The organism is Chondromyces apiculatus DSM 436, from assembly GCF_000601485.1.
GTDB lineage: Bacteria > Myxococcota_A > Polyangia > Polyangiales > Polyangiaceae > Chondromyces > Chondromyces apiculatus.
Window position 1 is genome coordinate 16,455 of the sequence record NZ_ASRX01000084.1, and the last position, 23,338, is coordinate 39,792.

Annotated in this window: 17 protein-coding genes; 11 read left to right on the plus strand and 6 right to left on the minus strand. The window is 70.7% G+C overall.

The window, feature by feature from the left end:
- The first annotated feature begins 47 nt into the window (after nucleotides 1-47).
- Nucleotides 48-779: a polyphosphate kinase gene (locus tag CAP_RS54470; RefSeq protein WP_231511919.1), complete on the plus strand. Its 732-nt coding sequence runs from the start codon at nucleotides 48-50 to the stop codon at nucleotides 777-779.
- Nucleotides 780-833: 54 nt separating this feature from the next.
- On the opposite strand, the gene CAP_RS36800 is transcribed toward CAP_RS54470, so the two are convergent.
- The gene (locus CAP_RS36800) at nucleotides 834-2,351 is read right to left on the minus strand and encodes a hypothetical protein (protein WP_044249633.1); all 1,518 of its coding nucleotides are present in this window, start codon (nucleotides 2,349-2,351) and stop codon (nucleotides 834-836) included.
- 328 nt (nucleotides 2,352-2,679) lie between these two features.
- On the opposite strand from CAP_RS36800, the gene CAP_RS36805 reads away from it, so the two are divergent.
- Nucleotides 2,680-3,843 (plus strand): vWA domain-containing protein, encoded by a 1,164-nt coding sequence (locus CAP_RS36805; RefSeq protein ID WP_044249634.1) that lies wholly within the window; start codon nucleotides 2,680-2,682, stop codon nucleotides 3,841-3,843.
- Between the two features lie 46 nt (nucleotides 3,844-3,889).
- Here CAP_RS36805 and CAP_RS36810 read toward each other — a convergent pair whose 3' ends face one another.
- Complete coding sequence (locus CAP_RS36810) at nucleotides 3,890-5,092, minus strand: tetratricopeptide repeat protein (protein ID WP_231511915.1); 1,203 nt, start codon at nucleotides 5,090-5,092, stop codon at nucleotides 3,890-3,892.
- A 253-nt stretch (nucleotides 5,093-5,345) separates the two neighbouring features.
- Between CAP_RS36810 and CAP_RS52925 the strand changes: the two genes are divergently transcribed.
- Nucleotides 5,346-5,564 carry a DUF465 domain-containing protein gene (locus CAP_RS52925; RefSeq protein ID WP_044249635.1) on the plus strand — a complete coding sequence of 73 codons (219 nt, stop codon included), beginning with the start codon at nucleotides 5,346-5,348 and terminating at the stop codon, nucleotides 5,562-5,564.
- A gap of 248 nt (nucleotides 5,565-5,812) precedes the next feature.
- On the opposite strand, the gene CAP_RS36820 is transcribed toward CAP_RS52925, so the two are convergent.
- A complete protein-coding gene (locus CAP_RS36820; protein WP_044249636.1) occupies nucleotides 5,813-6,340 on the minus strand; it encodes an outer membrane protein assembly factor BamD in 528 nt (175 codons plus the stop codon).
- A gap of 344 nt (nucleotides 6,341-6,684) precedes the next feature.
- On the opposite strand from CAP_RS36820, the gene CAP_RS46380 reads away from it, so the two are divergent.
- Entirely contained in the window at nucleotides 6,685-8,436 is a 1,752-nt protein-coding gene (locus CAP_RS46380; protein ID WP_052376640.1) for a serine/threonine protein kinase, read from the plus strand.
- A gap of 56 nt (nucleotides 8,437-8,492) precedes the next feature.
- Here the strand turns inward: CAP_RS46380 and trmB are convergent, their stop codons facing one another.
- Complete coding sequence (gene trmB, locus CAP_RS36830) at nucleotides 8,493-9,197, minus strand: tRNA (guanine(46)-N(7))-methyltransferase TrmB (RefSeq protein WP_044249637.1); 705 nt, start codon at nucleotides 9,195-9,197, stop codon at nucleotides 8,493-8,495.
- A 182-nt stretch (nucleotides 9,198-9,379) separates the two neighbouring features.
- Between trmB and CAP_RS36835 the strand changes: the two genes are divergently transcribed.
- The 4 genes from CAP_RS36835 (at nucleotide 9,380) to CAP_RS36855 (ending at nucleotide 15,555) form a co-directional block, all read left to right on the plus strand.
- Complete coding sequence (locus tag CAP_RS36835) at nucleotides 9,380-11,701, plus strand: DUF8728 domain-containing protein (protein WP_044249638.1); 2,322 nt, start codon at nucleotides 9,380-9,382, stop codon at nucleotides 11,699-11,701.
- Nucleotides 11,702-12,486: 785 nt separating this feature from the next.
- Nucleotides 12,487-13,428, plus strand: coding sequence for an aldo/keto reductase (locus tag CAP_RS36845; RefSeq protein WP_044249640.1), 942 nt, complete (start codon nucleotides 12,487-12,489; stop codon nucleotides 13,426-13,428).
- Between the two features lie 52 nt (nucleotides 13,429-13,480).
- Complete coding sequence (locus CAP_RS36850) at nucleotides 13,481-14,401, plus strand: 3'(2'),5'-bisphosphate nucleotidase CysQ family protein (RefSeq protein ID WP_044249641.1); 921 nt, start codon at nucleotides 13,481-13,483, stop codon at nucleotides 14,399-14,401.
- Nucleotides 14,402-14,406: 5 nt separating this feature from the next.
- Nucleotides 14,407-15,555 (plus strand): NAD(P)/FAD-dependent oxidoreductase, encoded by a 1,149-nt coding sequence (locus CAP_RS36855; protein WP_044249642.1) that lies wholly within the window; start codon nucleotides 14,407-14,409, stop codon nucleotides 15,553-15,555.
- 649 nt (nucleotides 15,556-16,204) lie between these two features.
- On the opposite strand, the gene CAP_RS36860 is transcribed toward CAP_RS36855, so the two are convergent.
- On the minus strand, nucleotides 16,205-17,179 hold the full coding sequence (locus tag CAP_RS36860; RefSeq protein WP_081865651.1) for a metallophosphoesterase: 975 nt from the start codon (nucleotides 17,177-17,179) through the stop codon (nucleotides 16,205-16,207).
- Between the two features lie 196 nt (nucleotides 17,180-17,375).
- On the opposite strand from CAP_RS36860, the gene CAP_RS36865 reads away from it, so the two are divergent.
- The 3 genes from CAP_RS36865 to CAP_RS36875 all read left to right on the plus strand — a co-directional run bounded on the left by CAP_RS36865 (nucleotide 17,376) and on the right by CAP_RS36875 (nucleotide 22,170).
- Nucleotides 17,376-18,233, plus strand: coding sequence for an SDR family NAD(P)-dependent oxidoreductase (locus CAP_RS36865; RefSeq protein ID WP_044249644.1), 858 nt, complete (start codon nucleotides 17,376-17,378; stop codon nucleotides 18,231-18,233).
- 91 nt (nucleotides 18,234-18,324) lie between these two features.
- On the plus strand, nucleotides 18,325-20,088 hold the full coding sequence (locus CAP_RS36870) for a HEAT repeat domain-containing protein (RefSeq protein ID WP_044249645.1): 1,764 nt from the start codon (nucleotides 18,325-18,327) through the stop codon (nucleotides 20,086-20,088).
- A 141-nt stretch (nucleotides 20,089-20,229) separates the two neighbouring features.
- Nucleotides 20,230-22,170, plus strand: a complete 1,941-nt coding sequence (locus CAP_RS36875; RefSeq protein ID WP_044249646.1) for a sigma-54-dependent Fis family transcriptional regulator — start codon at nucleotides 20,230-20,232, stop codon at nucleotides 22,168-22,170.
- A gap of 15 nt (nucleotides 22,171-22,185) precedes the next feature.
- Here the strand turns inward: CAP_RS36875 and CAP_RS36880 are convergent, their stop codons facing one another.
- A complete protein-coding gene (locus tag CAP_RS36880; RefSeq protein WP_052376641.1) occupies nucleotides 22,186-23,223 on the minus strand; it encodes a YihY/virulence factor BrkB family protein in 1,038 nt (345 codons plus the stop codon).
- Between the last annotated feature and the right edge of the window lie 115 nt (nucleotides 23,224-23,338).

Genomic DNA, 23,338 nt, shown 5'->3' on the forward strand with positions numbered 1-23,338 from the left:
ACACCGACCTCGCGCTGCTCACAGCGAACCCCGAGATCGGCGAGGACGTGACCAGCCTCTTCAACCTGCTCACGGGATACAGCGCCCCGCCCCGCTGGAACCGGCTGGTGGTGGCCCCGCTCGGGCTGCACGAGGCGATCCTGGGCCTCATCGCCCGGGAGGCGCAGCACGCGCGCGCGGGCCGCAAGGGGCAGATCGTGGCGCAGATGAACGCACTCGTGGACGTGGACGTGATCGACGCGCTCTACGCCGCCTCACAGGCGGGCGTGGAGATCCACCTCGGGGTGCGGGGCATCTGCTGCCTGAGACCGGGGATCCCCGGCCTCTCCGACAAGATCCGGGTGAGGGCGATCATCGACCGCTTCCTGGAGCACAAGCGGCTGTTCCGGTTCGCGAACAACGGCGAGGACGAGATCTACTTCTCCAGCGCCGACTGGATGCCGCGCAACTTCCACCGCCGGGTGGAGGTGCTGACGCCGATCATGGATCCGGAGCTGCGGGCCCGGGCTGGAGAGGTCCTCGACCTCGTGATGTCGGACAACGTGAAGTCGTGGGAGCTGTCTGCCGACGGGACGTACCACCGGGTGACGACCCCGCAGCCACCGTCGCCGGTGGTCAGGGCGCAGTCGCGCCAGATGGAACGGGCCCGGGAGCGGGTGAAGCAGCTCAGCGACCCCCTCTCGCGCGGCGGGGGCAGGTTCCACATCCTCCGCATGCCGGCCGGACCTCCTCCGGAGCCCCGGCTGCGCAAGCACAGCAAGCGCAAGCGCCAGCCTTGAGTCGAGCAAGGCCCGGCCGCCCGCAGCGACGACGCTCGGCCTTCCCTCAGCCCTTCAGTTGCAGACGTTGCTCGCGACGATCACCTCGTCGAGGTTCCAGCCAGACACGTTGGCGACGCTGACGGAGCCGATCCGGAACCCGAAGCGGACCTTCATGGCCGGGCTCTTGTAGGCGGTGACCTCGTGGGACATGCGGGTCCAGGCCGCGTCCTTGATGCCTGGCGACGCGCCGCTCTGCCAGATCACGGTCCACGCCAGGCCGTTCCACACCTCGACGTAGTTGACCATGTACTGGGTGGAGCTCGACGCGTAGTCGCTGTTGAGCCAGCGGCGGTACTCGAGCCACACCGGCCCCGGGACGCTGGTGTTGATGGGCGGGCTCTCGATGTAGTTCGTGGAGTGGATGACCTTGACGATGTTGCCGCCGAGGACCACGCCCGCGACCCCATTGTCGTCCGTGCTGGTGAAATCGAGCGCCGGATCGGGGTTGCCCGTGGTGTGGCCTGTCGAAGCAGCCGCCGCCCCGATGGCCCAGAGCTGGTGGGAGGAGCCATCGGTCTTCACGCCAGGGACGAAGGTCCACCCCGCGGCGTTGCTGGCGAAGGTCTCGGAGAAGTAGACGGAATAGGCGCTCGTATCGCCGCCCTGGCAGGCGCCGGCGAGGCAGGTCTCGCCGACGGTGCAGGGGTCGCCGTCATCGCACCCCATGCCGTCGTCCTGCGGAGCAGGCGCGCACAGACCGCTCGCGGTGCACACCCCCACCGAGCACGCGCCGATCCCCTGCTCGCAAGCGTCACCGGGCAGGACGGTGTGCGTCGCGCAGGTGCCGGTGCCCGGATCGCAGTACCCGTTGGCGCAGCCGACGCTCAGGTGACTGCAGTCCTTCGCGGTGCCTCCCGCGCAGAAGCCGGCCTGGCAGGTCTTGCCGGTCCTGCAGAGGTCACCCGAGTCGGAGCACGCGGCCCCCTCGTTGCCGGGGAAGCCCTCGCAGTCCCCCGTCGCCGGGTTGCAGGCGGCGACCTTGCAGGAGTCCGGCAGAGGGAAGAACGAGCAGTTCCTGGGCGCGCCCGCGCAGACCCCCGCAGTGCAGGTAGCGTTGACCTCGCAGAGGTCCTCGGACACGCACGCGGAGCCGTCGTCCTGCAGAGCGAGGCCGCAGGTCTCCGTGTCCTCGTCGCAGACCACCTGCTCGCAGGTGGCGGGTTCGATCCCGCAGGTGGTGAGCTCCCCGGCGCCACACGCGCCTGCGTTGCAGGTCTCGCCGGTGGTGCAGAACTGACCATCGTCGCAGGGCTCACCGTCAGGTGTGGTGACCGTGGTGCAGATCTTCTGGGCGACGTCGCACACCGCCTTGAAGCAGGGCGGCGCCGTGATGGCGGAGCAGTCGACCCCGCAGGGGAGGTCCGGCCCACTGCCTCCACCTGCCCCGCCACCTGCGCCACCCACGCCGCCCCCGACCCCCGAGCCGCCAGTACCGCCAGGCTCCCCGGCGCTGGCCCCCGCCGTCGTCCCTCCCTCGATTCCACCCTCGACGGCCTTCGAACACCCCGGCAAGGCCAGACCGATCGCCACCAGCGCCCAAGGAACACAACGGGTCATGTCGTCCGGCCCCCAGGAAGTTCGCCCGTCATCACCCCCGAGGAAGCCGCGGCGGACGGGCCGCGCTGCGTTTACCCCCCCGGCCGACGCGGGTACGGCGTTGCCGCCGGAGTGAAAGAATAGCCGAATCGGGTCGTACTTGTCGTCGCTTCGGAAGAAGGATGATCGTAACATGCGTCGCAGGTGCTGGGACGCGTCCCGCCTGTGACAGGACGCGCCCGAGCGCGCTGCGTTTCGCGCGCTCGGGCGGTGGGTCCACCGCGCCATCACCACGATCCTTGTGACCTCAGAGGAGCGCTGAATGAGCTTCCGCAAGCTTGTATTTCTGGTCCCGCTGTTTGCGACCGCTGGTTTCCTCGCGCCCTGGGGCTGCTCGGCAGCAGGGGGTGGTGACGGTGACACGAGCGCCAATGCACCCACGTCGAGCAGCACAGGACCTGGCTCGGGCGGAGGCGGAGGGACAGGGCCGACGAGCGGCAGCGGCGGCGAGGGCGGCGGGCTCGTCATCGGCACTGGCGGGAGCGGGCAGGGTGGATCGAACCTGGATCCGGACGCCGCGTGCGCATCGACCAGCGCCGCAGCCCAGATCGTGCCCCTCGACATGATCGTGCTCCTCGACAAGTCGAGCAGCATGACCGGCGCGCGGTGGAACGGCGCCGTCGCGGCTCTGCAGACCTTCTTCAGCGACCCGGAGTCGGACGGGATCAACGTCGGGCTGCAGTACTACCCCCAGAACAATGGCTCCTGCGACTACACGATCTACGACGACCTGACCGTACCCATCGCGGCCCTCCCGCTGAACACGCCCGTCCTCAACACCTCGCTCGACGACGAGAACCCGGACGGGGTCAACACCCCGACCTACGGCGCGCTGCGGGGCGTGCTCTTCAAGGCGACGGCGCAGCAGGACGCGAACCCGGACCACAAGGTGGTCGTGGTGTTCGCCAGCGACGGCGCGCCGAACGGCTGCAGCACGCAGGACACCACCGCGGCCATCGCGGGGCTCGCGAGCCAGGCACTGAGCTACAACGGCGTGCAGACCTACGTCATCGCCATGTCGGGCTCGGACGTGGCGAACCTCAGCCAGATCGCGCAGGCAGGCGGCACCGTGGCGGCCTACGACGTGACCGGCGACATCACCCAGTTCTCCCAGAAGATGAAGCAGATCCGCGCCAACGCGATGGACTGCACGTTCCCCATCCCGCCTCCTCCCATGGGCGAGGAACTCGACCTCGCCAAGGTGGCGGTGAACTACACCAACGCCGACGGCGACACGATCGAGCTCCCCCGCAAGAGCGGCTCGGCCCAGTGCGGCAGCGGCTCGGGGTGGCACTTCGACAAGCCCATCACCTCCACCCCGCCCCCCACCGAGATCAGCCTCTGCCCGGCCTCCTGCAGCGCCATCCGCGCCTCCACGGCCAACGAGCTGCACGTCCTCTTCGGCTGCGCGCCCGACGTCGACTGACCTCCCCTCCTCCCCTGGCCCCCCTCCCCCGACCCCCGTCAGCTCTTCAAGGCCTCTTGAGCGCCGCCAGGGCTGCCGTCAGCTCCGCCTCGGAGTACGGCAGCCTCGCGAGCGCCGCCTGCTCCTCCGCGAGGGCTTGCGCGATCTCCTGCTGCGCCTCCCGGGCCCGGCCCACCCAGGCCGAGCCCTCGCCGGTGCGCGCGGCCATGCCCACGATGCCCTCCATCATCTTCTTCCCCTTCTCCAGCAGCACCCGGTAACGCAGACGCATCGCGCCCTCGAAGAGCTGCTTCTTCTCGGCAGACGCTGCGGAAACGGGCGGGGTCACCTGCATCAGATCGCGGTGGAGATCGCGGTAGAGCTGCCCCACCCGGTAGCCGGCCATGGCGCTCCATCGCGCGTCGAGGCTGCGCATCGCCTCCGTGTACGCACTCTGCGCGTCGAGCAGCCCCTGACAGCGCCTCTCCAGCGCCTCCGCGAAGTCTGCCGGCAGGGGCTGGAACCGGATTGCCTCGCTGCGCCGCCGCCGCACCTCACCGAGGGCGAAGCTCACCTGCGCCAGCTCCAGGGGAGGCTTGCCGGCCTCGCCGAAGCGGTGCTCCTCGATGATGTCCCGCGCCCGCGCCACCTCACCCGCGGCCTCGTCGACGCGATCCAGCTCCACGAGCCCGAGCGCGCGTGCCCCGCGGGCCTCCACCACCTCCAGGAGCGCGAGATCGGTCCGGGCGAGCAAGCGCTCGGCCACGCCGATCACCTCGGACCAGCGCTCCAGGTAGGCGGCCGCGCGCGCGAGGCGGAGCAGGGCACTGCGCGCGTGCTCGCTCTCCGGGTGCTCCTGGAGCAGGGCCCGGTAGCGCTCGGCGGCCGTCACCTGATCGCCGAGCTCCTCGTGGGCAATCCCGGCGTTGAGCAGGCACGGCGGCGCGATCGCCGGCAGCGCAGGCGCCGAGGTCACCGTGGCGAGGTGGGCGAGCCGCTCGAAGAGCGCAGCCGCCTCGCGGGGCTTCCCTCCCTCCAGAAAAGCGCGCGCCCGCGCGAACTGCGCAGCAAAGTCCTCCTCGGAGTAGGGCGACACGACCACCGGCGCGACCTCGATCACAGGCCCGGAGCGCGCGGCCCCCGGCGCGGTGCGCACCGTCGTGGCTTGCGTGGACGCACAACCCACGGTGAGGGCGTTCAGGAGGACCAGCGCGAACGTCGCGGAGAACGAGGAGAACGCGAAGCTCGCAGGTGCGGAACGAACGCGCATGGCCCGGAAGGATACCGCACCGATGCAGCGAACGCTGCGGGGTGATCTCTTGCAGAATGCAAGGAAGAGGCCGCGATGGATGCGCGTGTTCAGGCGGATCGACCCGCGAAAACACCTGCATCCAGGGCCTCCAGTGCGATACTCTGATGCAACATCTCGACGCACCGGGTTGACCGGCGACGAGCCTGGCAGCTTCGGCGCTCCGAGAACCGTTGGCCCTCATCGGTCCGAGGGTCACCCTGGAGGTGGTTACATGAAGCAACAGGTCGTCTCTCGCGCGCTCGAGGCCATGGCCCCGCAGGAAAGGCTCAACCTTGCCGAAGCGCGTCACCGAGAATGCGAAGCTCGGTTGAGGGAGCTGGGACGGCGCACGTACATGACCCCTGCCGAACAGGTGGAGGCTGCCGACCTGAAAAAGAAGAAGCTCCTCGCGAAAGACGAGATCACCTCGTTGCGTCGCAACTTGACCTGACCCAGGTCGTCAAGGGCTGCGGACACCACGTCCGCGGCCTTCCACTCCACAGCGCTCCGCAGCGCCCTGCACGGCAGCGCTCCACGCCTCTGCAGCGCTACGCCCCGCAGCGCTACGCCCCGCAGCGCTACGCCCCGCAGCGCTACGCCCCGCAGCGCTACGCCCCGCAGCGCCCCGCAGCGTTACGCCCCGCAGCGTTACGCCCCGCAGCGCCCCGCAGCCCTCTACATCCCAGCCGTCTGCGCAGCTCAGGGAGCTGGCGTGGCGGGGGTCCCGGGCACGGCCCCAGGCGCGGTCACGTCCTGGGGGGCCGCGGGTGCGGCGCCGGGGGCAGGAGCGCCGGCCGCACCCTCGGGGAGGGCCTCGGCGCCTCCGTACACATCGAGGTTCAGCTCGGTGAGCGTGCCGGTCAGGCGCGTCTTCTGGTCGTTGCTCACGCTGCCGGGCGTGTTCTTCTCGATGGCGGCGGCGAGCGCGAGCCAGTGGCGCGCGTTGTCCCGGAAGGCCTTGCGCGGGTCGGCGATGCCCTGCCCCTGCGGCGACAGCTCGGCGAGGCGGAAATCGGTCATGCCTCGCAGGTAGGCGTACTGGGCCTGCTCGGCGTCCGAGAAGGAGTCGAGATCAGGTTCGAGCACCCGAAAGAGCGCGAGGGCCTGCTCGTACTGGTTGGCGTCGTAGTGGGACCGGGCGCGCTCGAGATCTTGCGAGTACGTAGCGCAGCTCGCCCCGGCAAAGGCGGCGCAGAGGAGGATGGCCCAGCGGACCTGACGGCGCATGCTCGGAGCCTAACGCCCGGGTCTGCTTGCGAGCAAGCGCCAAGAACCGGATTGAAAGCAGGGGATTGCGGGGATTCACCCGAGGATCCGCTCTGACACCACCAGCCTTACGGGGAGGGACGTGCCCTTGCGTGTCGCTCCTACCTTGTCACCTCGGCCCCCGAGGGGAGGGCGAGAGGGCCCCCGAGGTCCAGGGGAAGGTGTCCGGAAACGCCCGCAGTGCTTTCGACAGCCGCAGGGTTCATGTCAGGATTCACCCGAAGAAAGGGTCTGCAACACCCCTCGAGGCGGTCGGCGAACGAGCCGCGCGCCACGGAGGTTCCCGCAGCCCGTGAAGGATGGTGATGGTCGAGGGCGCGACGGCACAGGCTCCGGAGGGAGCCGCAGGGGAGGAGCCCCTGCCCAGGCAGTTCGGCAAGTACACGCTGCTTCGCAGGCTCGCCGCAGGGGGCATGGCCGAGCTGTACCTCGCGCTGCATCGATCGGTGGCCAGCTTCGAGAAGCTCGTGGTCATCAAGCGGATCCTGCCCTCCATGAACCAGGACCGCGCCTTCATCGAGATGCTCCTCCACGAGGCGCGCATCGCCGCGACGCTGTCCCACCCGAACATCGTCCAGATCTTCGACGTCGGCCAGCATGACGGCTGTTACTTCATCGCCATGGAGCACATCCACGGCGAGGATGTGCGCTCCATCGTGCGCGCCATGCGCCGCAAGAGCGTCGCCGAGTTCCCCCTGGAGCACGCGCTGACCATCTGCCTCGGCATGTGCGCCGGCCTCGCGTACGCCCACGAGAAGCGCGACCTCGAGGGCGGCGTGCTCGACATCGTCCACCGCGACATCTCCCCCCAGAACGTGGTGGTCACCTTCACGGGCGACGTGAAGATCGTCGACTTCGGCGTCGCCAAGAGCGTGCAGGCTGGCGACGAGGCCGAGGACGGCAAGCTCCTCAAGGGCAAGGCGCCGTACATGTCTCCGGAGCAGGCGCGCGGCGACGCCATCGACTGGCGGAGCGACATCTTCGCGGTGGGCGTGGTGCTGTTCGAGCTGACCACGGGCAGGCGCCTCTTCAAAGGGTCGAGCGAGTACGAGACCCTGCACATGATCACCGAGCGCGACTACCCGCGCCCCGTCGAGCTCAAGCCGGGCTACCCCCCGGCCCTCGACGCCATCGTGATGAAGGCGCTCGCGAAGCGGCGCGAGGACCGCTACCAGAGCGCCCGGGAGATGCAGGGCGAACTCGAAGCCTTCATCCGCGAGGAGCGCGTCGCGGCCTCCCAGGTGGGCCTCTCCTCCTGGATGCGCTTCCTCTTCGAGGAGAAGCTCGACCAGCAGAAGGCCGTGCTCCAGGACATCAAGCAGCTCGCCGACGTGCTGAGCGCGGAGCACCCGACCCCCGACGAGGAGCAGATGGGCAGCGGCGCCGGCATGATCGCCGGCAGCGGCGTCAGCCCTGCCCCCGCGCCGCGGCGGTCCTCGACGGGGATCGCCATCGCCGCCGTGTCGGTGCTGGCGGTGGTCGCCGCCAGCGTGCTCTACCTCCGCGCCGGGCAGCCCACGCGCGGAGACGCCGACCCCGGCCGCGCACCGGGGGGAACGGGGCAGCGCGACGCCCCCGGGGACGTGGCGCAGGCCGCGCCCGCGCCGACCCGGGGCTCCCTTGAGATCACCACCGATCCTCCGGGCTGCTCGATCTGGATCAGCGGCGACCTGCAGCAGGAGGTGACACCGACGCGGATCGACAACCTCCCCCTCGGGCGCGAGCTCGAGCTGAAGCTCACCCGGGAAGGCCTCGAACCCCACCGCGAGAAGATCGTCCTCACCGCCACCGAGGCCTCGCGGACCATCACCAGGAAGATGGCGCTCGGCAGCGTCACCATCGCGCTCAAGGTCACCCCGCGCGCGGCGGTGTGGGTCGACGGCGTGCCCTGGAAGGGCGACCCCGACCGCATCGAGGGCATCACCGCCGGTGAGGAGCACAAGATCGTGCTCGCCGCCGACGGCTACGTCCCCAAGACGCTGACCATCAACGCCAGGCCCGGTGAGACGCGGTCCATCGAGGAGCGCCTCTTCAAGCTCCCCCCCGGCGCCAGGTAGCCCTGCTCCTCGCTCCCGGCCCTGCGCGCAGCAGCTTTCCTGGTCCGCTCTTCAGCTCAGCCCCGCGGCTTGCGTCGGTAGAGGAGCCGCGTCACCGGCAGCCCATCCTCGATCGCGCGGTGCTCCCTCGGGCTCCGCGCGTTGAACGGGTTCTCCGCCAGCTCGGGCGACCCCGGCGCATCCCCTGCGGGCTCGAACGCCGCGTGCGCCCCGATCTGCTCCGCGTACTGCGCCGCGCGCTCCTCCACGTCGGTCTGCACGAACAGCTCCCCGCCGTCCTTCAGGAGCCGCGCGATCTCGTCGAGCAGATCGGGGCTCATCACCAGGCGCTTGTGGTGCCGCTTCTTCCACCAGGGATCGGGGAAGTGCAGGTAGAAGCGGGTGATCCCCCCATCGGGCCTGAGCCGCCGGAGCGCCTCGCGCGCGTCCGCGTTGAGCGCCCGCACCCGCGCCCCGAACCCCCGCTTTCGCAGCCGCTCGTCCACGATGGCCGACCACTTCAGCCGGATCTCCAGCCCGAGCAGCCGCGCCTCGGGCGCCGCCTCGGCGCGCTCGAACAGAAACCCGCCACGACCGGGACCGATCTCGATCTCCACGGGGCCCCCGGGCGCCGCCACAGTCCCTGCAGCATCAGCGCTCCCTGCAGCGTCGCCGCTCGCCGCGGGCACCGCACGAAACACGTCGTCGATGGAGACGTCCGCGCCCTCGGGGAAGCGAGCGGCGTGGGCGTAGGGATGGTTGGGGCGGGGTTGAAAGGCCATGCGTCGCGGGGCGTCTAGTACCTCGTTTCCCCGGTTCCTCCCAGGATCTTGGCGCGACGGCGGCGCGAAGCGACGGTGATCGCGACCACCACGCGCGCAGGGCCCCCAGGCCCCGATCCCGCGCACGCAGGGCGCCGGGCACCAGGTGACCGCTGCTCGGCGGGTCATGCTATGGCCGCCACATGGCCCGCCTGCTCTCGCGGCTCGCGCAGCTCGTCGCGCATCTCGTCGCCCGAGTAGGCCCCGGCGCGCCTGCCTTGCTCGTGAGCGCGGTCCTCGGCGCCCTCTGCATCCGCGCCATCTTCCTCCGGGCCGGCCACCCGGCCCTTCCCCTCGACGACGCCTTCATCCACTTCCAGTTCGCGCGGCAGCTCGCCGGGGGAAGCTTCTTCAGCTACGTCCCCGGCGAGGGCTACTCGAGCGGCGCGACGAGCTTCCTCTGGCCCCTGCTCCTCGCCCCGCTCCACAAGCTCGGGCTGCACGACCTCTCGCTCGCCTGGGGCGCGTGGCTCCTCGGCACCCTGGCCCACGCGGGCGTCGCCGTGGAGGCAGGCCGCCTCACCCAACCCCTCGCGGGACGCGCCGCCGCGATCGGTGCCGCCGCCATGTGCCTCGCGTGCGGCGCCTTCGCCTGGTTCGCATGGAGCGGCATGGAGACCATGGCGCTCGCGTGGATCCTCCTGCGCACCGGGCGCACCGCCGCCCGCTGGATCGAGCCCGAGCCCCCCGATCCCCCCCGCTCCCTGCGCCGCGCCACCACCCTCGCCCTGCTCGGCGCCATGGCCCCCCTGGTCCGGCCCGAAGGCCTCCTCGCCGCCTTGATCGCCGCGACGGCCCTCGTGATGCGCCCTGCCTCCCCCTCCCTCCCTGCCTCCCCCTCCCTCCCTGCCTCCCCCTCCCGCTTCTCCCTTCCCGCGCTCTCCGCTCCCTCCGCGCTCCTCGCCCTCGTCCCGCTCGCGGGTGTCGCCGTGGTCCCCGCGCTCAACTGGGCGTTCACCGGGAACGCGCGCGCCACCACCACCCTGGTGAAGTGGCTCATCGGCAACCCCAGCTACCAGGGCCGCGCCCTCCTCGCCGCCATCCGGGGCAACGTTCATCTCCTCTTCACGGACGTGCTCGATGGCGGCGACTGGACCGCGCTCTTCCTGCCAGCGGGCACCTGTGTGCCGCTCTTGCTCGGCCTCGTGGCGCTGCCCTTCGCAGCCTACCGACAGCGCCGACCTGCCCACGCCGTGGTGGTCGCGGCCCTCGCGCTGGGCGTGCTGCTGCCCTGCACCTACCTGACCTTCCTCTGGAACCGGCTGCGCTACGTATGGCCCTTCGTTCCTGCCTGGTTCGTGATGCTCGCCTGCCTCGCCCGCAGCCTGGGTGACGCGGCCGAGTGGGCGCGGCGTGCCCTCGCCGAGCGCCTCCGTCGCCCGCTCCTGCCCGTCGGCTGGGTGGCTCCCCTCGCCCTCGCCGCGTGCACCGGTGCCCTCGCCACGCTGCTCCCCTGGACCATCCAGGACCTCGCCGAGTCAGCCCACGCCATCGACCAGCAGCAGGTATGGCTCGGACGCTGGGCTGCGCAGCACCTGCCCATGGACGCCGTGATCGGCGTCAACGACACCGGCGCCATCGCCTACCTCTCTGGACGGCGCACCTTCGACGTGGTCGGCCTGACCACCCGTGACGAGGCGCGTTACTGGGTGGCCGGGGTCGGCTCCCGCTTCGAGCACTACGAGCGCCTCCCCCCCGAGCGCCTCCCCACCCACTACATCGTCTACCCGCGCTGGATGGACTGCCCTCCCCTCCTCGGCCGCGAGCTCGCCTCGGCCACCGTGCTGGAGCAGAGCATCCTCGGCGAGGCCACCATGATCGCCTACGAGGCGCGCCACGAGATCCTCGGCAGCGGAGAGCACCCCGCCCACCTCGATCCAGGCGAGCAGGTCCTCGACACACTGGACGTGGCCGACCTGGAGTCCGAGGCCGCGCACGCCTACGACACCGCCGGCAGCCGCGACCCCGACAACCGCGTCGCGCCCGCGCTCCCCGGCGGCGCGCTCTCCGCGCCCTCTCCCTCCTCCGGCCCCTCCCTGGTCCCGCCCATCTTCGGCGAGGGACAGCCCCGGCTCTTCCCGCCGCCCATCGCCGACGGTGGACGCTACAACCGCCGCGCCGACCGCTTCCTCCTGCGCACCCCGCGCCCTGGCGCCGCGCGGCTCATCCTGCGCGTGGCCTCCGACGACGGCGCCACGGTCAGGGTGCGCCTCGGAGGAACGGAGATCGGAGACGTGGAGATCCCCGCCGCGGGGGAGATCGCCGAGGAACCAGGGCCTCAGGAAGGCGCGTGGGTCGAGCGCACGATCGACGTGCCGCCCGCGTGGACCCCCTCCTCAGTGCAGGCCGGGAGCGTCGAAGAGCACGGGTTGCCCGAGGGAGGACGTACGACCGTGGAGATCGAGCTGCTGCGCGGCAGGGAGTTTCATGCCTTCCACTACTGGCTTGCTGGACGCGAGCCGTGACGACTGCGGCGTCGTGGCCGTCGCCGTGGCCGCCGTCACCGCCCGCCCCACGGTTCCTGCGTCGAGCTGCAGCCGCTCCCGCGGCGCGAAGATCACACAGATCGCCAGCGCCGCCGCGTAGAGCGTGCCCGCCATCGCCACCCAGGAGAGCATCCCCGGGGCGCGCCGCTCGCCCATCCGGCCCGCCCCACCCGCCCGAGCCGAGAGCGACGCCACAGGCGCGGTCCGGGGCGCGACCTCCACCGGCACGATCTGCGCACGGATCTGGAGCGTACCGAGCACCAGCACCGCACGGTCCCCCTTGACCAGCGTCACCTCGGCGGGTCCCCGGAGCAGCCGGGCCAGACCGTCGGCCTGGTGCAGCCGCGCCCGCGTGCCGGCCGGCACGAAGAGCGTGAAGCGCCCTCCCACCACCTCGGCGATCACCTCGCTCCTGGCCGCGGGGACCTTGGCGATCGCCTGGGCATCCACGCCCACGTGAGCGCGGCCGTCGAGGATGTGCCGTACGCCGACGACATCCTTCCCCCGCATCACCACCAGCTCCAGCGCCTGCGCCTTGCCCGTCCCGGTCTCAGGGCTCCGGCTCACATCCCGCAGCCCCTGCACCCCCAAAGTTGCTCCTGCGTCCTGCATGGTCTCCTCGCGGTGCGGGTCCAGCCGGCGCTCCGACACCGGCGAGCACCCCAGCCTTCCCTCTCCTGGCAACCTCCCTCAGCACGCGGCGTTCCGCGCCCATGCGCGCAAAGACGTGTCGCTCCGGGCGGCCTGGTGTAGATCGCGCCTCGGTGAGGAAGCGCGCTCTTGGCAGAACGGGCATGGAGGTCTCCGAGCTTTCCGTCGGCACCTGGGGGCTGTCAGGCGACGCCTACGGGCCCCTGGCGGACGCCGAGGTCGATCGGGTCATCGACCGGGCCCTGTCCGTCGGCGTCACGCTCTTCGACACCGCGGACGTATACGGCCGCGGAGACATGGAACGCCGCCTCGCCAAGCGGCTCGAAGAGCGCTCCTGGGTCCACGTCGCCACCAAGATCGGCACCGACCTGGAGTCCTCACCCCCCCGCAAGCACTTCGACCCTGCCTACCTCTTCACCGCCTACGAGCGCTCCCAGGAGCGGCTCAAGCGCGAGGTCATCGACGTGCTCCTCCTGCACAACCCCTCTGTGCAGGCCCTCGGCAGGAGCGAGACCGTGGGGTTCATGAAGGACCTCAAGGCCAAAGGGAAAATCCTCGCCTGGGGAGTGAGCGCCGGCACCGCGGACCAGGCCCGCGCCGCCATCCGCAGCGAGGCCGACGTCATCGAGCTCGCCTACAACATCTTCGCCACTGCCGACCTCAACGACGTCGCCGCCGACATCGAGGAGAGCGGCGTCGGCGTCCTCGCCCGCTCCGTGCTCGCCCACGGCCTGCTCGGGGGCCAGTGGAGCCGCGACCGCGAGTTCTACCCCGACGACCACCGCAGCGACCGCTGGACCCCCGCCGAGCTGCGCACCCGGGTGAAGCAGGTCGACGCCCTCCGTCCCCTCCTCGGCGGCGCGGTGATCTCCACCCGCTCCCTCGCCCTGCGCTTCGTCCTCGCCAACCAGCTCGTCTCCACCGCCGTGCTCGGGCCGCGCTCCGTGGGCCAGCTCGACCAGCTCGTGCGCGAGTCGGGCCTCCCTCCCTACCTGCGCGACACCACCATGGCCGACCTCTCGACCCGGATGAAGAAGGTGGGCGTGGAGATCTGACCCGCCGCCCCCGCGCACCGCCCCACGAACGCCAGAGGAGCAGAGAAGCCAGGTGCAGGAACACGAACGGGAACTCGCCGAGCTGCTCCGGATCGGGCGGGAAGCTTCCCACCTGGTCATGGAGGTCTACGCCACCCCCTTCACCGTCGACCTCAAGGGCCCCGACGACCCGGTGACCCAGGCCGACCGCAGGGCCAACGATCTGATCTGCGGCGCCATCGAGGCCGCCTTCCCCGGCGAAGCCATCCTCGCCGAGGAGAGCGTGCCGAGCGACCCCGCGGAGATCGCCGCCCTCGCCCGGCAGCCCCGCGTCTTCTACGTCGACCCCCTCGACGGCACCCGCGAGTTCGCGAACCGCAACGGCGAGTTCGCGGTGATGATCGGCCTCAGCATCGCAGGCCGCGCCGCCCTCGGCGTGCTCGTCCTGCCCACCACCGGTGAAGCCCTCGTCGGCTGGAGTCTCCCGGAAGCCTCGGCTCAGGCATCCGCGCACGCCTCCGTGCAAGCCTCCGCGCACGCCTCCGTGCAGGCGCCTCACGGCTCCGAGGCGCTCCAGGGAGCCTTCCTCGAAGCCCCCGACGGCAGCCGCAGCCCGCTCCGCGTCTCCACGACCCGCACCCCCTCCGAGGCCGCCGCAGTGATCTCCCGCTCCCACCCCCACCCGAGCCTCCGCCCCCTGCTCGATCGCCTCGGCATCGGCCGGGTCGTCCAGTGCGGCTCCGTGGGCGTCAAGGTCGCCCGGGTGGTCACCCGCGCCGCCGACCTCTACGTGCACACCGGCACCGGCGCCAAGCTCTGGGACACCTGCGCCCCCGAGGCCGTGCTCCGGGGCGCTGGCGGCGCCTTCAGCGATCTCCACGGCGACCCCATCGGCTACGGCGGCCCCGATCTCGTCCTCAGCCGGGGCATCGTCGCCACGAACGGCGCCCTCCACGATGCGGTCCTCGCCGCCGCGCGCCCCGCGCTAAGCTGACCTCAATGCGCGACAGGGCCGAGGTGGTCATCATCGGGGCGGGCATCATGGGCCTCGCCATCGCCTACAACCTGGCGCGGCACCACGGCATCACCGACGTCGTGGTCCTCGACGAGAGCTACCTCTGCGGCGGCGCCAGCGGCAGGAACGGCGGCGGCGTGCGGGCCCAGTTCTCCAGCGCCGACAACATCCAGCTCATGCAGGAGAGCATCCGCCTCTGCCGCGACTTCGCGCAGGAGATGAAGATCAACATCTGGTTCCGCCAGGGCGGTTACCTCTTCCTCGTGCGCAGCGAGGAGGGCCGCCGCATGCTGGAGCGCAGCGTCGCCGTGCAGAACGAGCACGGCCTTGGCACCCGCATGCTCCTGCCCATCGAGGCGCAGCGCGTGGTCCCGGAGCTGTCCATCGAGGGCGTGGTCGCGGCGAGCTTCAACCCCGACGACGGCGTGGTCTTCCCCTGGCCCTTCGTGTGGGGCTACGCCCACGCCGCCGAGAAGCTCGGCGTGGAGATCGCGACCTTCACCCGGGTCACCGGCTTCCGCACCCAGGGCGCCCGCATCGACGCCGTGGTCACCAACCGCGGCGAGATCCGCACCCACAAGGTCATCAACGCCGCCGGCGCCTGGAGCCCCGAGATCGCGCGCATGCTCGGCATCGAGCTGCCCAACCACCCCCACCGCCACGAGATCTGCTCCACCGAGCCACTCAAGCTGTGGCTCGGCCCCCTGGTCTCCGATCTCTCGAACGGCCTCTACTTCTCGCAGTCCATGCGCGGCGAGATCGTCGGCGGCATCTCGAACGAGGACGTCCCCGAGGGCCTCGACATGGGATCGAGCCACCGCTTCCTCGCCCTCTACGGCCGCGCCCTGACCCGCACCTGCCCCATCCTCGGCAGCGTCAAGGTGCTCCGCCAGTGGGCCGGCTGCTACGACCTCACCCCCGACGCCAACCCCATCGTCGGCCCCGTCGACGAGTTCGAGCACTTCTACCAGGCGTCAGGCTTCATGGGACACGGCTTCATGATGGCCCCCGTGATGGGCCGCCTCCTCGCCGAGCACGTCGCGGGAGGCCCCGACACCCCCCTCCTCCAGAAGTGGAACCTGCGCCGCTTCAAGGAAGGCCGCCTCCTCACCGAGTCGATGATCATCGGCTAGTACTGCGTACCCTCGATCAGGGACCTTCGGTCCCTGCTCTGAAAAGGACTCCAAGGTCTCTGAATCAGAAGCCTTTTCCTCGGGCCCTGTGGAGGCGCAGCCTCCATTCGAGACTACGCTCCCGATGGGTACTGCGTACCCTCGATCAGGGACCTTCGGTCCCTACGCTCCCGATGGGTACTGCGTACCCTCGATCAGGGACCTTCGGTCCCTACGCTCCCGATGGTCGCTACCCCCGTCACTTTGCTCGAACGCCGAGCCGAGGACCCTGGACGAACTTGGGAACGGAGTACCAGGGACACCTCGGACCTGTTCCCGGAACACCTCGGACCTGTTCCCGTGACAACTCATATGGTGTCACGCGGACACCTCGGACCTGTTCCCGGAACACCTCGGACCTGTTCCCGGAACACCTCGGACCTGTTCCCGGAACACCTCGGACCTGTTCCCGTGACAACTCATATGGTGTCACGCGGACACCTCGGACCTGTTCCCGGAACACCTCGGCCGGGAGTGGTCCGCCTGCGCTCTGGCCCCTGCGGCGAGGCCCCATGCCGGCACTGCCCTCCTCCGCTCCGGCGCCGAGCGCCCCTCCCCCGCCGCGCCGGTCAGACCGGCTCACGCGCCCCCCCCCACCACGGGTGAGTCGTCACCGGGACACCTCGGCCTCTTGGCGGAACGTGAACACCACCCACTCGGGTCGCATGTTGAGGCGCACCGGCAGGATGCTCACCCCGAGACCGCTGGTGACGTACATCGTGTCGCTGCCCTGATGCACCCAGCCGTACGCCCACTCGCGCGGCGCCACGCTGGGGAGGGTGAAGGCGCCGTAGAAGGGCACATAGACCTGGCCGCCGTGGGTGTGCCCCGCGAGAGCCAGCCCCCGCAGGGAGGGCAGGCCCATGAAGCTCCCGGGGTCGTGCATCATCAGCAGCACGTGCGCGTCCGGCGGGATCGCCGCCAGGGTCTTCAGAGGGTCCGCGTGCAAGGTCAGATCGTCGCCGACGCCGCCGAGCCACAGGCCGGCACCAGGGATGGGCACGGCCTCGTTTTCGAGGACCCGAACGCCATGGCGCTCCAGCGCTGCCCGCACCGCGTCACCGTCGAGCCACCAGTCGTGGTTGCCCAGCACGGCGTACACCCCGAGCCGCGCTTTCAGAGCCGCGAGCGGTTCGAGCAGCTCCTCCAGCACCTCCTCCTGCGCGGCCCCGTGGACGTCGTGCTGCGCGATGAAGTCGCCGGGCAGGAGGATGAGGTCAGGCTGTGCAGCGTTGATCTCCGCCACGATGTCCCGCGCGCGATCGACGGTCATCACCCGCCACAGCGGCTGGTTGGTGAGGTGCCAGTCCGAGGCCACGGCCACCTTGAGACCCTCGGCGCCCCGCCACCCCGGGAGGGTGTGGTCGATGTCGCGCCGCGCGACCCAGCGAGGCTCGATCAGCACGGACCAGATGGAGGTCAGCACGAAGAGGATCCCCACCACCCTGCTGAACCACGACGTGCGCCTCGGCGTACCCGCCGCACCCGCCGCACCCGCCGCACCTGCCGCACCTGCCGCACCGCCCCGCCGCAGACCGGAGGCCAGCCGCCGCCACCCTCGCCTCTCGGCGCTCTCTTCTCTCATCCGCCTCGGCTCCCCTCCCTGCGCTCCGGCCCTCGGGTCTCCACGGTGCACGCGCTGCAGACCGCCCTCAGGCTCCCGGAGTGCAGCACCGGCGCGCCTCGAACCGGCCGCGATCGACAACCACCCCGGGCCGAGGTGCATTCCCCGGTCGAGAACTGGCCCATGCCGCGGCGGATTCCCTATAGTTCGCCCTCCCATGGGGCAACTCGTACTCGTGACCGGGGCGTCCAGCGGCATCGGCCTCTCCGCGGCCGTGGCCTGCGCCGCCGCTGGACACCAGGTGGTCGCCACCCTCCGCAACCTCGACCGGCGAAGCGCGCTCGAAGCCGCCGCCAAGGCGCAGGGGGTCCAGGTCGACGTCGAGCAGCTCGATGTCACCGCGACCGACGTGCCCGAGCGGATCCGGGAGCTGGTCCTCAAGTACGGGCCCTTCACCGGCCTCGTGAACAACGCCGGCGTCGCCGTGGGCGGGGCCTTCGAGGAGCAGTCCGAGGAGGACGTTCGGCTCCAGTTCGAGACCAACGTCTTCGGACTGATGGCCGTGACCCGGGCGGTGCTGCCGTCCATGCGGGCCGCGCGGCGGGGCCGGATCATCAACGTCTCCAGCGTCTCGGGGCTGGTCGGGCTGCCCGGGGTCAGCGTGTATGCCGCCACCAAGCACGCCGTGGAGGGCTTCAGCGAGGCGCTGCGCTGGGAGCTCGCGGGCTTCGGGGTGGAGGTCTGCCTCCTCGAACCGGGCACCTTCAAGACCCCCATCTACGGCGAGAACCAGCGCCGCGCCTCCCAGCCTCTCCCCGACCGTGCCTACCAGGCCCTGACCGCGGCCGTGGAGCGGATCATCCTCGGCGAGGCCGCCAAGGCCCCTCCGCCCGACGTGGTGGCGAAGGCCGTGGTGAAGCTCCTCGGGGCCGACGCCCCCCCTTTTCGCACGCTGATCGGGCGTGATGCGCGCGCCCTCGTCACGCTGCGCCGCGTCGTACCTGACCGGCTCTTTGCGCTGGGGGTCCGCCAGAAGCTCGGCGTGCATGATGTCGATCCCGACCGCTCGCGTTGACACGTCGTTCCGTGCCGAATAGTTTCGGCGCTCTCGTGCGCGCGCCCGGGGGGGCCGGCTGCCCCAGCTAGCGCGCTCTCTCGGAGGAAACATGGTCCGCACTGTCCGTCGAATTGCGCCGCTACTCCGCTCCCTCCTCCTGGGGGTCGCCACCGTCTCGACGGTGACGGTCGCCGCGGGGACGCTCGTCGGCTGTGCCGATGAAAACGAGCCCAGCACCTGGGTCAAGCGGCTCGACGATCCGGCTACCACCCCCGCCGCGGTCAACCGCCTCGTGCAGTTCTTCGAGGACGCGATGACCCGCGACAACAAGGACCGCAACGGCCCGACGGTCAAGCCGCTCCTCGACACCATCATCGAGCCCCTCACCCAGAAGTGCGTCGCGGGTGACCTCGACGAGCGCTCCAACTCGAAGCTCATCAAGTTCATCTCCGACACCCGCGACCCGCGCGGCGCCCCCTGCCTGATCAAGGCCCTCAAGGACTACAAGCCCGAGTCGACCGAGGAAGACGTGCGCTGGGCCTGCCGCGCCGTCGGCGCGATGAAGCTCAAGGAGGCCGCGGGCCCCCTCATGGAGGTCTTCCAGAAGATCAAGGTGTCGAAGCCCAAGGCGGGCGCGATCTACCGCGACGTCTACGACGCCATGAAGCAGGTGAACGACCCGGCCTGGGAGACGCAGCTCCTCACCAACATCGGCCGCCCCATCGTCGACACCAAGGACATCCCCAACCTCCGCGACGAGATGTTCTGGCAGATCACCTCGGCGGAGATCCTCGGCCTGCAGAAGAGCGAGAAGGCGGTGACGCCGCTCCTCAAGATGCTGCTCTCGCCGAACAAGTCGCAGGGCCACATGACGGCCATGCTGGCCCTCGTGAAGATCGGCAAGCCCGCCGTGCAGCCGGTCGTCGACCTGCTCGACGGCAAGAACGCGGAGCTCGTCGAGTACTCGAAGGTCGAGCAGCTCAAGGGCGCCGAGAAGCCCACCGCGGAGCAGAAGAAGGCGGCGGAGACGGCGCACATCAGCCAGTCCGCGCTGATCCTCGGCACCATCGGCCGCGCCGACAGCGTGGCCCCGCTGCTCGCCGCGCTCACCAAGAGCACCGACGACTCGGCCAAGGCGATCATCGCCCGCGAGCTCTCCAAGGTCCCCAAGTCCCCGGAGACGGTGACCGCCTTCCAGCAGACCTACGAGAAGCTCCCGCTGAACGCCTCCATCCCCCCGGGGATCGGCGCCCGCGAGACGCTGCTCGAGGCGTCCGGCAGCTACTTCGACGCGAGCTTCGTCCCCTGGATCGTGAAGACCGCGCTGGAGGCCAAGGGCGAAGAGGCCGACGTCGCCCCCATCCGTGACGCCTCGCTGGCGACGGCGATGAAGCTGATGACCGCCGACCAGATCGCCGAGGTGGACAAGCTCTTCACCAAGGCGCAGACCGGCGCGGACGGCAAGCCCAGCACCGTCGGCAAGGCGTTCGAGAAGGAGTACACCATGGCCAAGGCGCTCCTCGGCGAGTGCAAGGCCGACGCGGAGTGCTACCTGGGCAAGGCCGCCGACAACGCGAACCAGCAGAAGGACACCCAGTTCAAGGGCATCAAGGCCGCCTACATGATGGGCATCTTCGGCAAGCCCGAGCTGCGCGAGAAGATCATCGCGTCCATGCCCAAGCTCACCAACGCCGCGGTGCGCTTCGTGTCGGTCACGGTCATCGACCAGCTCTCGCCCCAGGGCGACGCCGCCGTGGCCCAGAAGCTCCAGGCCATCGTCGACGAGGCCGAGGAGAAGCGGAACGAGGAGATGATCGCCGCGAACTCGCCCTTCAAGACGGTCATCTACCGCCTCAACGCGCGCTCGCAGTGAAGTGACGCAGGGGGGCCCAGCGCTCGCTGCGCCCCCGCCTTCCCTCCCCGCGGGCGCTCCCTCTCCGTCCCTGTCCCTCTCCGCTCCTATTCCGTCCCTTTCCCTTGGGAAGGGGCCTCGCGGCCGCTACGCTACGCCCGCATGATCGTGCTGGAGGTCATCCAGGGGCTCTCTGCCGGGCGCACCTTCGAGCTGCCGGGCGAGATCGTCACCCTCGGCCGCTCTCCCGAAAGCCGCGTGGTGCTCGAAGACGCCCACGTCTCCGGCGAGCACGCGCGCATCGTCAGCACGCCCGATCGGGTGATCCTCCAGGACCTCCGCTCCACCAACGGGACGACCCTCGTCCGTGACGGCGAGCGGATCGAGGTCACGGCCGACCAGAGCCCCACCGCGCTGCGGAGCGGCGACGTCATCGAGCTCGGCTCTGGCGACACGGTCACCTCGCTGCGGGTGACCCTCGTCGAGGAGAGCGACGAGGCCCGGGTGCTCTCGCTGCGCAAGCTCGACGAGGTCGAGCCCACGGCCGAGAAGCTCGAACGCGACCCCACCGCGCTCTCGGCCCTCTACGCCGCGCAGAAGCGCATCGGCGCCGCCACCGACCTCGACCTCGTCCTCGTCGCTGTCTCCGACGCCTCCCTCCTCCTGGTCCCCGCCGCGACGCACGTCACCATCGTGCTCCGCGACGACGAGCAGGACGCCGACACCACCGCCGCCGCCTACGTCCCGGTGCTCACCCGGGTGCGCCAGGACCAGGGCGGCAGCGGCCCCCCGAGCGGCCCGGTGCCCATCACCCGCAGCGTCTACCGGCGCGTCATCCGCGAGCGCGCCGCGGTCCTCACCGCCGACGCCCCCGGCGACGTGAGCAGCACCGAGTCGCTGATCGGCGCCTCCATCAAGAGCACCATCGGCGTGCCGCTCTGGAAGGGCGAGGAGATCATCGGCGTGCTCCAGGTCGACAACCGGAGCGCCCCTGGCGCGCTCGGCGCCCGCGACGTGGAGACCCTCCTCGTGCTCGCCGCCAACGCCTCGCTCGCCGTGGCCAACGCCCGGCTGATCCAGCGCCTGGTCCTCGCCGAGGACCGGCTGCGCAAGGAGAACACCTTCCTCAAGGGGCGCGAGGAGAAGCGCCGCGGCGGCAAGGAAGCCGAGATCATCGGCCAGAGCGAGCCGATGCTGCGGCTCATCCACCAGCTCGACAAGGTGGTCGACACCCGGGTGACGGTGCTCATCGAGGGCGAGACCGGCACCGGCAAGGAGCTGATCGCCGCCGCCGTGCACTACCGCTCGCGGCGCCGCGACAAGCTCTTCGTCGCCCAGAACTGTGCGGCGCTCGCCGAGAGCCTGCTGGAGAGCGAGCTGTTCGGGCACAAGAAGGGCTCCTTCACCGGCGCGCACGAGGAGAAGAAGGGCCTCTTCGAGATCGCCGACGGCGGCACCCTCTTCCTCGACGAGATCACCGAGACCCCGCCGTCCTTGCAGTCGAAGCTCCTGCGGGCGCTCCAGGAAGGCGAGATCCGCCCCGTCGGCGGCACCTCGCCCAAGCATGTGAACGTGCGCATCGTCGCCGCCACCAACCGCAACCTGGAGCAAGAGGTGGCCCAGGGCCGCTTCCGCGAGGACCTCTACTACCGCCTCAAGGTCTTCCCGCTGCGCATCCCGCCCCTCCGCGAGCGGCGCGAGGACATCCCCCTGCTCGCCGACCACTTCCTCAAGCGCTATGGCCACGAGATCGGCAAGCCGGTGGGCGGCTTCGCGCAGCAGACCATGGAGCTGATGGTGGCCTACAACTGGCCAGGCAACGTGCGCGAGCTGCAGAACGAGGTGCAGCGCCTGGTGATCCAGGTCGACCCCGGCGCGTTCGTGACCCAGGACCTGCTCTCCCCGCGCATCCGCCAGGTGGAGGGGCTGGTGACGCGCGCGGGCGTCACCCGGGGGACGCTGCGCGAGATGATGGACTCGGTCGAGAAGTTCTTCCTCATCGAGGCCCTCCGCGAGCACAACAACAACAAGACCAACGCGGCGCGCTCCCTCGGCATCACCCGCGAGGGCCTGCACAAGAAGCTGCGTCAGTACGGGATCTGAAGCGCCGGGAGGGCCTCAAGAGCGCAGGGCTGGATCGCTGCCCGTCGGCCTGCGCGCCTCGTCGCGGGACGGCTCGGAGCCGAAGCCCACCCTCACCACGCCGGGCGGCGCCGTGTGGTCGTCGCCGTAGCCCACCGTCACCACGCTGGGCGGCGCCGTGTGGTCGTCGTCGACGTTGCCCGGCGGGGGCGGGAGGGAGCGGCGCCCGAGGAAGGGGACCCGGCCGATCGAGTCGGGCACCATGCTGGTCCGCTCGCGCTCCAGGCGCGCGTTCAGCTCGCCGCCCACGAACAGCGCGAGCGCGAGGAGCCACAGCCAGAAGAGGAAGATCGCGGCGGTCGCGAGGGTGCCGTAGAGCGTGGTGTACCGGGCGAGCTTCGCGACGTAGAGCGAGAAGCCCACCGAGACCGCGACCCAGAGCACCACGGTGAGCGCCGCGCCCGGGAGCACCGGCCGGGTGAGGCCAGGGCGCTCGGCGATGGCGATGCGAAAGAAGACCGCGACCGCCAGCACCAGGATGGAGGCGGGCAGCGCGACGGCCACCACCTGCGCGCCCACCGAGCCCGAGATGGTCGCGAGCAGCACGCCGAGCATGGCCACCCCGGGGAAGCCCACCAGGCTGGCGAGCACACACCCCGCGGCGATGGCGCGGCGGTGGTACCAGGAGCGCGCGGTGCTGCCGTAGATGGTCTCGAAGACGCCCATCGCGGTGGACAGGCCCGACGACGACACCCACACGAAGGCGATCCCGAGCGGCGCCACCACGGAGGAGTCGCTCATCCGCTGGATCTCCACGGTCACCGCCTCGGAGACGGCGACCGGGGCGGCGCGGATCAGCGGCCCAAGGAACAGCTCGGAGCTCTGGTGCAGGCGGCTCAGCACGTGCCCCACCAGCGCGACGAGCGGGATGAGGCTCAGGAAGGCGTCGAACGCGATGGCGCTCGCAGCGCGCGGTGCGTCGTGCTTGTCCAGGTTGTCGATGACGCTGAGCACCACGCGCACCCAGCGCTGCTGCGCGATGGCGCGCCCGAGCTCGCGCAAGTGGAGCAGCACCGGGCCAGGGTGGCCCCCCTGGCGTCGGGTTGCAACGGCATCCCGCATCCTGCACCCGCCCACATCAGAACCCCGGCAAACGCCTGAGACGTCACCCACATCACCCCCTGGGCCC